We start from the raw sequence: 13,126 nt of genomic DNA, 5'->3' as shown, positions 1-13,126 counted from the left end.
GCGTTTTCGCGCCATTTCACCTCCTCCCTTATCTGCCGTACAAGACGCCATGGCTCCGCTTCGTCCCGACACCCTGGCCGTCGCCCTGGCGCGCATCTTCGAAGGACCGATGATCGATCGCGCCAGTTGGTTCGCCCTGACCGGGGGCGAGCGGCTGTTTGCGGCGGGCGATCCGTCCGACACCCTCTATCTGGTCCGCTCGGGCCGGCTGGGGGTGTTTCACGTCGAGACGGATCAGCCGCCCCAGCTGGTCGGCGTCATCCGGCCCGGAGAGCCGGTCGGCGAAATGGCCATGGTGGCCGGCACCCCGCACACCGCGGACGTGGTCGCCCTGCGCGACACCGAAATCCTGGCCCTGCCGCGCGAAGCCTTCTTCGACGCCGCTCGATCCGAGCCGGATCTGCTGGTCGAACTGTCGCGCCTGATGATCCATCGCGCCCGCGAGCGGGCCGTGGGCGCCGCCGAGCCCAGCGTCTTCGGCTTCGTCTCGGCCCGCCCGCGCCCGATCCGCGCCTTCGTCGAACGGATCGCGGCGGGCGTCCAGGCCATGGGCTTCACCTGCAAGGTGATCGATCAGTCGGCTCTCAGCTCGGCCGCCGAATGGTTCAGCCGGGTCGAGGACGACCACGACTATGTCCTCTATGTCGCCGAACTGGACCAGAAGGCCTGGGCCGAGCTGTGCGCCCGCCAGGTCGATCGCCTGTTCATCGTCGGCAGCGGGCTTCTGGCCCCGCCGTCGGATCTGCCCCGGCGTATGGGCTTCGGCGACGGCCGGCGTCTGACCGATCTGATCCTGCTGCGCGATCCGCGCATGAACCGGCCGGCCAACACTCGCGTCTGGCTCAATGTGCTCCAGCCGGACCGCTGGTTCCATTGCGTCGAGGGAGTCGAGACCGATTCAGACCGCATGGCCCGCGTCATCACGGGCACGGCGGTCGGCCTGGTCCTATCGGGCGGCGGGGCGCGGGCCTATTGCCACATGGGGGCGATCAAGGCCCTGGAGGAGGCCCGGGTCCCCATCGACTTCGTCGGGGGCGCCTCCATGGGGGCGGTGGTGGCGGCCGGACCGGCCATGGGCTGGTCGTTCGAGCGGCTGGACTTCGAGATCCGTCGCGCCTTCGTCGAATCCGACCCCTTGTCCGACCTGGCCTTTCCCATCATCGCCATGTCGCGCGCCCGCAAGGTGGCCCGGCTGCTGGAGCGGGCCTATGGCGACACCGATCTGGCCGATCTCTGCCTGCCCTTCTTCTGCGTCTCCTCCAACCTGACGTCCGGCCGGATCGAGGTTCATCGCGCGGGCCTGATGCGCCGGGCCATGCGCGCCTCGATCGCCATTCCCGGCGTCCTTCCGCCCGTGGTCATGGACGGCCAGGTTCTGGTGGACGGGGCGGTGCTGAAGAACTTCCCCACCAGCGTGATGCGCCAGCTGAACAACGGCCCCATCATCGGCGTGGACATGTCCCAGACCCGCGGCGTCGATCCGGCCGCCCTGGAGAATCCCCCCTCCTGGTGGAAATGGGTGCTGTCGGGCGCCTGGAAGGCCGGCCCGCCCATCGTCTCCATCCTGATGCGCTCGGCCACCATCACCACCGACGCCGAGATGGAGCAGTCGCGCGCCGCCGCCGACGTCCTGATCCTGCCGCGAACCGGCGGGACCGACATCCGCGACTGGAAGGCCTATGAGGAGCCGGTCGCCTCAGGCTACGCGGCGACCCGGGCGGCCCTGGCGGACCTGCCCGTTCCCGTCACCCACCTGCGGCGGCGATCCCGCGCCTTCGACCTGTAAGTTCAGAGCGGGGCGCAGGCCTGTTCCAGCCAGGCCCGCACCTCGCCCTCGACCAGGGGGCCGACCTTGGCCAGGGTCTCGGCGTGATAGGCGTCGACATAGGCCCGCTCGTCCGGGGTCAGCAGATCGACGTCGATCAGCTTGCGGTCGATCGGGGCGAAGGTCAGCTGTTCGAACCCGTGCATCGGCCGCTCTCCGCCCTCGGGAACCACGGCCGGCGTCACCACCTGCAGGGTCTCGATGCGGACGCCCCAATGGCCCTCGCGGTAATAGCCGGGCTCGTTGGACAGGATCATCCCCTCCAGCAGCGGCTGGCTGGTGCCCCATTTGGCGATCCGCTGCGGCCCCTCGTGGACGCCCAGATAGGAGCCGACGCCGTGGCCGGTCCCATGGTCGTAATCCAGCCCCGCCGCCCACATCGGCGCCCGCGCTATGGCGTCCAGCGCCATGCCGCTGGTCCCCGCCGGGAAGCGGATGGTCGCCATGGCGATATGGGCCTTCAGCACCAGGGTGAACTTGTGACGCTGGTCCGCCGTCGGCTCGCCCACCGCCATGGTGCGGGTCACGTCGGTCGTCCCGTCCAAATACTGGCCCCCGCCGTCCACCAGCAGCAGGGAGCCCTTCTCGATCTTGCGGATCGTGGCCCCGACCGGCTTGTAATGCGGCAGGGCGCCGTTCGGCCCGGCCCCGGCGATGGTGTCGAAACTCAGGTCCTTCAGGGCGCCCGTCGCCTCGCGGAACCGCTCCAGGGTCTCCACCACCTCGCGCTCGTCCGGCAGGGTCTGCTGGGCGACCGTGTCGACCCAGTGCAGGAAGTTGGCCAGGGCGGCGCCGTCGCGGATATGGGCGCGTCGGCTCCCCTCGATCTCGACCGCGTTCTTGGCGGCCCGCGGAACGGCGCAGGGGTCCATGGCCCGCACCACCGTCGCCCCCGCCTGCTCCAGCCGGTCGAAATACCAGGCGGACGACAGGGCGGGATCGATCATCACCTTCTTGCCGGCCAGACCATCCAGCGCCTCGCCCAGCCGCTCGGGCGCCTCCAGCTGGACCTCGTCGCCCAGCCAGCCGGGCAGTTTATTGGTCACCTTGGCCGGATCGAGGAACAGGCGCGCCTTGCCGTCGGCCTCCAGCACGGCCTGGCCGATCGGCAACGGCGAGCGGATCACGTCGCCGCCGCGCACATTGAACAGCCAGGCGATCGACATGGGCGCGGTCAGAACCACGGCCTCGGCGCCGGCGTCCGCCACGGCCCGACCGATCCGCGCCCGCTTCGCCGCATGGGCCTCGCCGGAATAGACATCTTCGTGCGGGACGACCGGGGCGGTCGGCTGGGCCGGACGATCCGCCCCCCAGGCCAGGTCCAGCGGATTGGCCTCGACCGGCTTCAGCTCCGCCCCCGCCTTCTGGGCCGCCGCCTTCAGCGGGACCAGGGCGTCCGGGCTGTGCAGACGCGGATCATAGCCGATTACCTGGCCGGGCTTGGCCGTTTCCAGATAGGCGGCGACGTCGTTCAGGTCGCGCCGTTCGAACAGGGCCGGATCGGTCTGGACCTTGACCTGCACCGTATAGCGGCCGTCGGTGAACATGCTGGCCCGGTCCTGGAACACCACGGCCGCCCCGGCCGAGCCGTTGAAGCCGGTGGCCCAGGCCAGCCGCTCGTTGGCGTCGGGCAGATATTCGTTCTGGTGTTCGTCCTCGTGCGGGATCAGGAAGCCGTCCAGCCCCTGCTTGGCCATCTCGGCGCGCAACAGCGGCAGGTGTTTGGCCCCGAAGGACGGATCGGTGGTCTCGTCGAAGGTCTGGCGCATCATCTCGTCTCTCGTTCCTCAGCCCATTCGCCGCAGCACCAGGGCGCTCCAGGCGTCGTGATGGATGCGCTTCTCCAGACGGAATCCGCGCGACGTATAGGCCGCCGTCACCCGACGTTCCTGGGTCCGCAGCAGGCCCGACAGTATGGCGACCCCGCCCAGGCTCAGCGCCGTCTTGATGTCCTGCGACAGGGCCACCAGCGGCGGGGCCAGGATGTTGGCGAAGACCAGATCATAGGGTCCGTGCTTTCTCACCCGCTGGTCGTTCAGGCCCGAGGCGTGGACGAAGCTGGCGTGGGCCTGGTTCAGGGCGGCGTTCTCATTGGCGATCCGCACCGAAGGGGCGTCGATGTCGGTGCCGATGGCGATCCGGCTGCCGGTGCGGGCCGCCGCGATCGCCAGGACGCCCGTGCCGCAGCCGACGTCCAGCACCCGCTCGAACCGCTCCCGCTTCAGCAGGTCGTCGAAGGCTTCCAGACAGCCGACCGTCGTGCCGTGGTGGCCGGTGCCGAAGGCGGCGCCGGCGTCGATCTTCAGATTGACGGCGTTCGGCGGAACCCGTCCCTCGTCATGGGCCCCATAGACGAAGAAGCGCCCGGCCCGCACCGGCGGCAGGCCCGACAGCGACATGGCCAGCCAGTCGGCGTCGGCCAGCTTCTCGACCGTGACGGTCACGGCGTAGTCGGCCAGGGTCGCCTTCAGACCCTCGACCTCGTCCTCGGTCGTCGGGAAGGCGTCGATACGCCAGAGATTGCGATCCTCGTCCTCCTCCAGGATGGAATAGGTCGCCCCCTCCAGCATGGGATCGGCGTCGATGGCGGCGGCGGCGGCCTCGGCGCTGTCGCGCGAACCGCGTGCGATTATCTGAACTGCGGACTCGGACATTTCTCAAACACCGCTAAGATGGCGAATCGTTGCGATCCGGCGCTTCGTCCTCCCGACGCCGCCGGGCTTTTTAACTAACCGAGGGGTCGGGGAATACATGGCCAAGTCACCGTCTACGTCTAAACCTGCGTCGCCGAAACCGGCGACCGCCGCTTCCAAGCCTAAAGCCGCGCCGAAGTCGAGCGCTGTGAAGGCCGTCGCCGAGAAAACCGCCGCGCCCAAGGCGACCAAGCCCGCCGCTGCGAAGCCTGCGGCCAAGACGGCCGCCCCCAAGGCTGCGGCCCCCAAGCCCGCGCCCAAGGCCCGGCCGCGAAGCCGGCCGCCAAGGCCGCCGCTGCGAAGACCGCTGCGCCCAAGGCCGCACCGAAGGCGGCCGCCAAACCCAAGGCCGCTCCGGCCGCCAAGGCTGCGCCGGTGAAGGCCGCTGCGCCCAAGGCGTCCATGCCCGCTGCAGCCAAGCCCGCCGCCAAGACCACAGCCGCGAAGCCGGCCGCCAAGGCCGCTGCGCCCAAGCCTGCCGCCCCGGCCGTCGTCGCTGCGCCGACGCCCGCTCCGGTCGTTGCGCCGGCCGCCGCCGCTCCGGCGCCGAAGCCGGTCGAAACGCCCAAGCCCGCCGCTCCGACCCCGGCCGCCGCGCCGAAGGCGGAAGAAAAGAGCTTCTTCGCCAAGCTGGGCGATCTGATCTTCGGCAAGCGCTGAGTTCAAATCGCAGTCGAGACTGAAGCTCGCCGGACGGGTCCGCTCGTCCGGCGATTTCCGGTTCAGCGCAGCCGTTCCGCCAGAAAGTCCACGAAGACCCTTACCCGAGCCGGCATATTGGCGCCGCCCACAAAGACGGCGTGGATCGGCTCGCGATCACCAGGATTAAAGGCTTCCAGCAGCGGGACAAGCCGCCCCGTTTCGATGGCGTCCGCCACGCTGAAATTGCCCACTCGCGTCACCCCAACGCCGGCCAGCGCCAGCTGCGTCAGCGTCTCGCCATTGTTGGCCTCGATCGGTCCCCTCACCGTCAGGGCGTAATCCCGGCCGTCGCGCCGGAAGGGCCAGACCGGCTCGGCCCGACGGAAATTGAAGTTCAGACAGTCGTGATCGTGCAGATCCTCCGGGACCTGCGGCGCGCCCCGTCGCGCCAGATACTCCGGCGAGGCGACAATGGTCCGCCCCGTCTCGCCCAGTCGGCGCGCCGTCAGCGGACTGTCGGCCAGCGGTCCGAACCGGATGGCGACATCGGCCTGGCCCGCCGCCACATCGACCACGACTTCGGTCAGGTTGAAGTCGATTAGTATATGCGGATACAGGCGGGCGAACTCGCCCAGCAGGGGCACGACACGCTGGCGACCGTGGGCCAGGGACGCGCTGACCCTGACCCGTCCGCGCGGCGCCCCTTGGTCGGAGATGACCCGCTCGGCATCGTCCAGATCGGCCAGGATCCGACGCGCCGCCGCCAGATAGGTCTGGCCCTCCGCCGTCAGCGTCAGCACCCGCGTGGTCCGCAGCATCAGCCGCACGCCCAGCCGCGCCTCGATCCGGTCGATGGTCCGGCTGACCGCTGACGGCGTCAAATCCAGCATACGGCCTGCGGCCGAAAAACTGCCGCTCTGCGCCACCGCAGCAAACACTTCCATCTCTCTCGCGCGGTCCACGCCGGTTGTCTGCATCTGTGCGTCTAGATCAAAAATCTTTGGCCTGAAGCCTGCCTAACGCTCGCGCGGATCGCCGTCCATCTGTGCGCCTGGACAAGGACATCGCCGAAGGACAACCATGAAACTCAATCCTCCCCTGCTCGCCCTCGCCGCCGGCGCCTTCGGTATCGGCGTGACCGAGTTCGCCCCGATGGGCCTCCTCCCCGTCATCGCCACCGATCTCGGCGTCTCCATTCCCACGGCCGGCCTGCTGATCAGCGCCTATGCCCTGGGCGTCATGCTGGGCGCGCCGCTGATGACCCTGACCACAGGCCGCATGCCGCGCCGAGCCCTGCTGATCGGTCTCGCCGCCATCTTCACCGTCGGCAATCTGCTGTCGGCGATCTCGACCGACTATTCGATGCTGCTGGTCGCCCGAGTGATCACCTCGCTGAACCACGGCGCCTTCTTCGGCGTCGGCTCGATCGTGGCCGCCGGCCTGGTCCCGCCGAACCGTCAGGCGGGCGCCGTCGCCGCCATGTTCATGGGCCTGACCATCGCCAATGTCGTCGGCGTGCCCCTGGCGACCTGGGCCGGCGACGCCCTGGGCTGGCGCGCCAGCTTCTGGGGCATCGCCGCCATCGGCGTGGGGGTCATGGCCGCCCTGCGCCTGACCCTGCCCAACCTGCCCGCCCCGACCGGCGGGAACACCGCCGCCGAGCTGCGCGTCCTCAGTCGCGGCTCCGTGCTGGCGGCACTGGCCCTGACGGTGATCGGCTCCAGCGCCATGTTCACCGTCTTCACCTATATCGCCCCTATCCTGCGCGAGCAGACCCACGCCTCGCTCGGCTTCGTCACCGCCATGCTGGTGACCTATGGGCTGGGCCTGACGCTCGGCAACTGGCTGGGCGGCAAGTTCGCGGACAAGTCCGTGGACCGGACCTTGATCGTGACCCTGGCCTCCCTGTCCGCCATACTGGTCGCCTTCGCTGTCGCCATGCCGTTCGCGGTCCCGACCTCGATCCTGGTCTTCCTGTGGGGGATCGCCAGCTTCGCCCTGGTGCCGCCGCTCCAGGTGCGGGTCATGGGCGCCGCCGGCGATGCGCCCAACCTGGCCTCGGCGATGAACATCGGCGCCTTCAATCTGGGCAACGCCATCGGCGCGGCCGTGGGCGGAGCGGTCATCGCAGGAGGCCTCGGTTATCCAGCCGTGTCCTTGGCCGGAGCCGTCGCTTCCGGACTGGGCCTGTTGCTGGTCCTTTTCCTAAGCCGCAAGCGGACAGCGGTGGCGGCCCCCGCCACCTGCTGACGTCCGTCAGTGAAAGTCGCGCGACCCCGGCAAGATTCGGACGTCGCGCGGATGCCGGCCGGTCGGGCTGCGCGGGCCTTGCGGATATTTCACCGCATCCGCCCGCGACAGCTCGACCTCAAGGTCATAGTCCTCGGACAGCCGCCCCAGCTCGGCCGAACGATCGATCACCCGCCGCGCCATGAGGTGCAGCACGCCCTCGACGCTCTTCTCGACCGTGCCCTCCACCTCCATCAGCCGCGCGGCCATGACCTCGCGCCGGAAGGTTTCGAACAGCCGCGCCCACAGCAGGATGTTCACCACCCCGGTCTCGTCCTCCAGGGTCACGAAGATGGCGTTGCCCGTGCCGGGCCTCTGGCGCACCAGCACCACCCCCGCCGTCTTCACCAGCGCCCCGTGCCTCTTGGCGTAGACCGCCTCGGCGCTCAGCACCCGCTCGGCGTCGAACATCGGCCGCAGGATCTGCATCGGGTGCCCCTTCAGCGACAGGCGCGTCGTCTGATAGTCGGTGGCGATATGCTCCTTCAGCGGCATCAGCGGCAGGTTCGCCGCCGCCTCGACGCCCAGCTCCCGCGCCCGCGCCGCCTGGAACAGCGGCAGGGGCTCGTCGTCCGGCAAGCGTCTGACCGCCCACAACCCCTCGCGTCGATCCAGCCCCATCGATCGAAACGCGTCCGCATCCGCCAGCTTCCGCATCGCGGCCGCCTCCAGACCCGTCCGCCGCGCCATTTCCTCGACATCCGCGAAGGGCGCATCCCGCGCCGCGACGATCCGATCCGCCCAGACTTCCTTGAACCCGTCGATCTGCCGCATCCCCAAGCGTAAGGCCGGATAGTGCGGCCCCCGCGCCGTCGGCTCCAGCCTATTGTCCCAGAGGCTGTGGTTCACGTCGATCGCACGCACCTCGACCTTCTGCGGGCTCTCCTGCGCATCCCGCACCAGTTGGGCCGGGGCGTAGAAGCCCATCGGCTGGCTGTTCAGCAACGCACAGGCGAACACCGCCGGGTGATGACATTTGATCCAGGACGAGATGTAGACCAGCCTGGCGAACGACACCGCGTGGCTCTCGGGAAAGCCGTACGAACCAAAGCCCTTGATCTGTTCGAAACATCTTTGCGCGAAAGCGGGGTCGTAGCCGCGGGCGATCATCCGACCGACCATTCGCTCTTCGTACTTCCAGAGCGTCCCGTCGCCTCGAAAGGTGCCCATCGCCTTGCGCAGACCATTGGCCTCGGCCGAGGTGAACTCGGCCGCCACCATGGCGACCTTCATCGCCTGCTCCTGAAACAGGGGCACGCCCAGGGTCTTTTTGAGCACCTTCTTCAGCTCGTCCGGATCGTGCGGCAGGCCGGGTCGGGCGTAGTCCGGCGCCTCCAGACCTTGGCGTCGACGCAGATAGGGATGCACCATGTCGCCTTGGATCGGTCCCGGCCGGACGATCGCCACCTGAATGGCCAGATCGTAGAAGGTCGCGGGTTTCAGCCTCGGCAACATGTTGATCTGCGCCCGGCTCTCCACCTGAAAGACCCCGATGGACCGTCCTTCCTGAAGCATGCGGTAGACGGCCGGATCCTCGTCGGGAACCGTATCCAGCCGCAGGTCCACCACCCCCAGCGACCGCATCAACTCGAACGCCTTGGCGATACAGGTCAGCATCCCCAGCGCCAGAATATCGACCTTCATCAACCCCAGGGCGTCGATGTCGTCCTTGTCCCATTCGATGAAGGTCCGGTCCGGCATGGCCGCATTGCCGATGGGCACGACCTCGTCCAGCCGGTCCTGGGTCAGGACGAAGCCTCCGACGTGCTGTGACAGGTGACGCGGGAAGCCCAGCAGCCGCCGCGTCATGGCGACGGCGCGCGCGATCTGCGGATTGGCGACTTCCAGTCCGGCCTGGGCGACGTGGCATTCGGTCATGTCGCTGCCGAAACTGCCCCACTGACTGCCGGCCAGTCGCGCCGTCACATCCTCGGTCAGACCCAGGACCTTGCCGACCTCGCGAATGGCGCTGCGGGGTCGGTAACGGATGACCGTCGCCGCTATGCCCGCCCGGTGCCGCCCATACCGGTCGTAGATGTGCTGAATGATCTCCTCGCGTCGCTCATGTTCGAAATCGACGTCGATGTCCGGCGGCTCATTGCGATCGGCCGACAGGAAACGTTCAAACAGAAGATCATGCTGACTGGGATCGACCGAGGTGATCCCCAGCACATAGCAGACGGCCGAGTTCGCCGCCGATCCCCGTCCTTGACACAGAATGCCCTTGTCGTTCGCGACCTGGACAATGTCGTGGATGGTCAGGAAATAGGGTGCCAGATCGCGCTCGCGGATGTAGGCGAGCTCCTTGTCGAGATCATCGCGCACCTTCTGAGGCGCGCCCTGCGGATATTTCTGGTCCAGGTTTCGGTCGACCAGGTGCGCCAGCCAGTCCTGGGACGACCACCCCGGCGGGATCGGCTCCTCGGGATAGTTGTAGCGAAGATCCTCAAGGTCGAACCTCACCCGCGCCAGCATATTCTGCGTCTCCGCCACCGCCTCTGGCGCATCGGCGAACAGGCGGGCCATTTCCCGCGGCGGCTTCAGGCGGCGCTCGGCGTTCTCTTCCAGGCGTCGCCCTGCCGTCTCCAGAGTCACGCCTTCGCGGACACAGGTCAGAACATCCTGGAGGTCGCGCTGTCCGGCCTCATGATACAGGACGTCATTGACCGCCAGCAGGGTCGCGCCTGTCCGCTTCGCCATCGCCTTAAGCCGCGCCAATCGTCGCCGGTCGTCGCCCGAACGGGTCATGGCCGCCCCCAGCCAGACCGCGCCCGGCGCCGCAGCGACCACCCGCGCCAGCACGGCCTCCAAGCCTTCCAGACGAGGCGGCGGCATGACGATCAGCAGCAATCCCTCGGGCGCCGCGCACAGGTCGTGCAGGCCGATCTCGCATTGACCTTTCCTGGCTCGACTGTTGCCCAGCGTCAGCAGGCGACACAGGCGCGCCCAGCCCTGGCGATCCTCCGGATAGGCCAGAATGTCCGGCGCGCCGTCATTGAACCGAAGCCGGGCGCCGAGAACCAGTTTGAAGGCCTGGGCGCGCTGCTTGACCCGGTCGCTCAGGGCCGGGTCGTTCATCGGATCCTCGACCCAGCCGACCTCGCCTGGACCGCCGCCCTCGCGCACCTTTTCCGGCGGCGACAGCCCTTCCTCCCTCAAGGCCTTCAGCGCGCTCCAGGCCCGGACCACGCCCGCCAGACTGTTGCGATCGGCCAGACCCATTCCCGTATGGCCCAGCAGGATCGAAGCCAGCACCAGTTCCTTCGGATGAGACGCCCCCTCCAGAAAGGAGAAGTTGCTGCGCGTCGCCAGTTCGGCATAGGCGGTCATGCGAAGACCCCGTGCAGGAACCAGCGCGGGGCCGGCTCCTCGCCGTAGAAGCCGGAACGGAACAGCCAGAAACGCCGCCCCTCCTGGTCCTCGACCCGGTAATAGTCGCGCGTCGGCTCCAGGGGGGCCTGCACCCTGCGCCACCATTCGGGCGCGAGGCGTTCGGGGCCTTCGACCCGGACCAGCCGGTGGTCCACCCGCCGCCAGATGAAGCGGTTCGGCGGATGATCGGGCACTTCCGCCGTGGCCAGAACCGGCTGGGGCGGATCAAATATCTGCAACGGCCGCAGCGGCGGGTCGGCAGGGTCCGGTTCGGACCAGGCGGCGATCTCGCCCAAGGGATGGTCGGCTGGGGGATGGGCGGCCGGGCTCAGGCGGACGGCGCGTTCGGGCCAGTGCGACTCTATCGGCTCGAACCGGCTGACCGCCTCCGGTCCCAGGCGCGCGGTCAGCCGGTCGATCAGTCGCCCCAGATCTTCGGCGGTCGACGGGGCGGCCTCAAATCCCCTCTGGCGCGAGGCCAGGCGATCGGCGACCGTTACGGACAGACGCATCTGGTCGAAGCCGAAACCGGGCTCCAGTGGTCGCGCCAGATTGGCCAGCCGTTCGCGAAACAGGCGCAGCACAGCCGCCGCGTCGCGACTGGGGCGGCCCGTCCGCACGGTGATGTGGCGCACCTCTCCGTCCAGGCGGAAAAAGCCGGCCTGAAACGCACGCCCGCCCTGACCGCGCAGGTCCAGCCGGTCCATAGCCTCGACTAGCAGGTCGCCGATCACCGCCTCGACATCGGCTGTCTCCGTGATCGGCTCGACCAGAACCCGGTCGACGGAAATCAGAGGAAGGGGGCGTTCGGGGCGGATGCGGACGTCTTCACGTCCCAACACCCGGTTCAGCCGCGTCGCCGCCGCCGTCCCGAACCGGGCGGCGATGGGCGCCGTGGGGCGATCCGCCAGATGCGCCAAGGTCTTCAGGCCCGCGCGCGACAGGGCCTGGATCTCCTTGTCCGACACTTCCAGCGCCGCGACCGGCAAGCGACGCAGGGCCTGGCTCTGGTCCTCGCCCTGATAGATTCCGCCAGGACCGAAGCGGGCCAGGGCGCGCGCCGCCTCGGGCGTGCCGGCCAGGGCCAGGCGCGTCGCCAGACCCACGCCCTCAGCCCGCGCCCCGACCGCCCGGATCAGTCCTTCTTCACCCCCGAACAGGTGGGCGCAACCGGTCACATCCAGCGCCAGGCCGTCCGGCCCGTCCGTCGCCGCCATCGGGGTGAAGCGTCCGAAATCCAGCAGCACCCGTCTCAACAGGGCCGTGTCCGCCTCGGGCCGGTGCGGCTCCACGCGGATATTCGGCGCCCGCGCCCGCGCGTCCGCCAGAGTCATGCCCGGCGACAGACCCAGAGCCAGGGCGGAACCATTTGCAGCGGCCAAACGGAGCGCGCCCTTCACCTTTTCCACCAACACGGTGGCCGGTTCAGCCGTAGCGTCTGAGCCCCTCTCCTCGCGCCTCAGCCGATCTGTCGGCAGCAGGGGAAACCAGACCGCCAGATAGCGCCGGTCGTTGCGGCTGTTCATGTCCGGCATTCTGCCCGCCCTGTTCGAAGATTCCGCGCTCACGATCCCACTCCATGATCCAGCTTCTCGGCTGCGCGCCCAGCCGATGTCGCAACAGTTCGACCGCATAGGTCGGATGGCCAGGGGCCTCCGCTTCCAGCGCCCGCGACAAAGCCCCCCTGATCCGCCACCGCGTTTCGGCTGCACTGGGCTGGGGCTGGGCCGCCAACCGGGTCAGGAGTGCAGTCGCCCGTCCCTGCCCTGCCGCCATCGACAGGCGACGCGTGGCGGTCAGGCTCAGCACCTTGCTCTCGCCCCAGGCTGTCAGCAGCACCGCTCCCACGGCTCCACCGGCCAGGGCTTCCTCTCCCGCCGCCAGCAGATCCTTCGTCTCCTTGACCCGCACCAGCACCAGCCGGCCGGGATCCAGCCCCAGTTCGCGCAGGCCCGTCCCATAGATCCGCCCCGTCTCCAGTTCGGCCATGGCCTGGACCCCCCAGACCACAGGTCGATCGCCCGCCGTCCGGCGGACCAGTCCCAGAGCGAACCCCAGGGCCGCTGTCGCATCAGGCGTAGTCGCGGCGTAAACCTCGTGCAGCCCATGGGTCGCCAGCCCGCCTAGATGCCGGTCAGCCGCCTCCAGTCCGAGATCGAAGCGTGCGTCGTCCACTGGATGACCGGCTGCCTCCAGGGTTTTCAGATGTTGGCGCAGGGCTTCGATCTTGCGGTCGGACCGCACAACAGTTCTCCTTTTGTTCTCTTATATGCCTCTTTCAGGCCACGAGGAGTCAAGCGACCTC

Annotated in this window: 9 protein-coding genes; 3 read left to right on the top strand and 6 right to left on the bottom strand. The window is 68.7% G+C overall.

Features of this window, described 5'->3' with window-relative positions; genetic code table 11:
* Nucleotides 1-49 precede the first annotated feature (49 nt).
* Nucleotides 50-1,786, top strand: coding sequence for a patatin-like phospholipase family protein (locus JL11_RS11355; protein ID WP_054765756.1), 1,737 nt, complete (start codon nucleotides 50-52; stop codon nucleotides 1,784-1,786).
* 2 nt (nucleotides 1,787-1,788) lie between these two features.
* On the opposite strand, the gene JL11_RS11350 is transcribed toward JL11_RS11355, so the two are convergent.
* Complete coding sequence (locus JL11_RS11350) at nucleotides 1,789-3,594, bottom strand: aminopeptidase P family protein (protein WP_054766940.1); 1,806 nt, start codon at nucleotides 3,592-3,594, stop codon at nucleotides 1,789-1,791.
* An 18-nt stretch (nucleotides 3,595-3,612) separates the two neighbouring features.
* A complete protein-coding gene (locus JL11_RS11345) occupies nucleotides 3,613-4,479 on the bottom strand; it encodes a 50S ribosomal protein L11 methyltransferase (RefSeq protein ID WP_054765755.1) in 867 nt (288 codons plus the stop codon).
* A 414-nt stretch (nucleotides 4,480-4,893) separates the two neighbouring features.
* Between JL11_RS11345 and JL11_RS17745 the strand changes: the two genes are divergently transcribed.
* Complete coding sequence (locus JL11_RS17745; protein ID WP_054765753.1) at nucleotides 4,894-5,178, top strand: hypothetical protein; 285 nt, start codon at nucleotides 4,894-4,896, stop codon at nucleotides 5,176-5,178.
* A 62-nt stretch (nucleotides 5,179-5,240) separates the two neighbouring features.
* Here the strand turns inward: JL11_RS17745 and JL11_RS11330 are convergent, their stop codons facing one another.
* Entirely contained in the window at nucleotides 5,241-6,137 is an 897-nt protein-coding gene (locus JL11_RS11330) for a LysR family transcriptional regulator (protein WP_054765752.1), read from the bottom strand.
* 103 nt (nucleotides 6,138-6,240) lie between these two features.
* Here JL11_RS11330 and JL11_RS11325 point away from each other — a divergent pair, with 103 nt between their 5' ends.
* Complete coding sequence (locus tag JL11_RS11325) at nucleotides 6,241-7,410, top strand: MFS transporter (RefSeq protein WP_054765751.1); 1,170 nt, start codon at nucleotides 6,241-6,243, stop codon at nucleotides 7,408-7,410.
* A 6-nt stretch (nucleotides 7,411-7,416) separates the two neighbouring features.
* Here JL11_RS11325 and JL11_RS11320 read toward each other — a convergent pair whose 3' ends face one another.
* Genes JL11_RS11320 through JL11_RS11310 form a run of 3 tightly spaced genes read right to left on the bottom strand, consistent with a single transcriptional unit; the run spans nucleotide 7,417 to nucleotide 13,065 of the window.
* Complete coding sequence (locus JL11_RS11320) at nucleotides 7,417-10,779, bottom strand: error-prone DNA polymerase (RefSeq protein WP_054765750.1); 3,363 nt, start codon at nucleotides 10,777-10,779, stop codon at nucleotides 7,417-7,419.
* Nucleotides 10,776-12,347 carry a Y-family DNA polymerase gene (locus JL11_RS11315; RefSeq protein ID WP_227975915.1) on the bottom strand — a complete coding sequence of 524 codons (1,572 nt, stop codon included), beginning with the start codon at nucleotides 12,345-12,347 and terminating at the stop codon, nucleotides 10,776-10,778. Before JL11_RS11315 ends, JL11_RS11320 begins: the two co-directional genes overlap by 4 nt.
* Nucleotides 12,247-13,065, bottom strand: coding sequence for an ImuA family protein (locus tag JL11_RS11310; protein WP_054765749.1), 819 nt, complete (start codon nucleotides 13,063-13,065; stop codon nucleotides 12,247-12,249). The genes JL11_RS11315 and JL11_RS11310 overlap by 101 nt, the downstream gene beginning before the upstream one ends.
* Nucleotides 13,066-13,126: the final 61 nt, after the last annotated feature.

The organism is Brevundimonas sp. DS20, from assembly GCF_001310255.1.
GTDB lineage: Bacteria > Pseudomonadota > Alphaproteobacteria > Caulobacterales > Caulobacteraceae > Brevundimonas > Brevundimonas aurantiaca.
The sequence above is the reverse complement of the archived record's forward strand: the minus strand, read 5'-3'. Positions and strand labels throughout refer to the sequence as shown.

Bases quoted from the DNA above. Each gene is read 5' to 3' on its own strand.
- JL11_RS11355 (WP_054765756.1), top strand. From the start codon at position 50: ATGGCTCCGCTTCGTCCCGACACCCTGGCCGTCGCCCTGGCGCGCATC.
- JL11_RS11350 (WP_054766940.1), bottom strand. From the start codon at position 3,594: ATGCGCCAGACCTTCGACGAGACCACCGATCCGTCCTTCGGGGCCAAA.
- JL11_RS11320 (WP_054765750.1), bottom strand. From the start codon at position 10,779: ATGACCGCCTATGCCGAACTGGCGACGCGCAGCAACTTCTCCTTTCTG.
- JL11_RS11315 (WP_227975915.1), bottom strand. From the start codon at position 12,347: ATGAACAGCCGCAACGACCGGCGCTATCTGGCGGTCTGGTTTCCCCTG.
- JL11_RS11325 (WP_054765751.1), top strand. From the start codon at position 6,241: ATGAAACTCAATCCTCCCCTGCTCGCCCTCGCCGCCGGCGCCTTCGGT.
- JL11_RS11345 (WP_054765755.1), bottom strand. From the start codon at position 4,479: ATGTCCGAGTCCGCAGTTCAGATAATCGCACGCGGTTCGCGCGACAGC.
- JL11_RS11330 (WP_054765752.1), bottom strand. From the start codon at position 6,137: ATGCAGACAACCGGCGTGGACCGCGCGAGAGAGATGGAAGTGTTTGCT.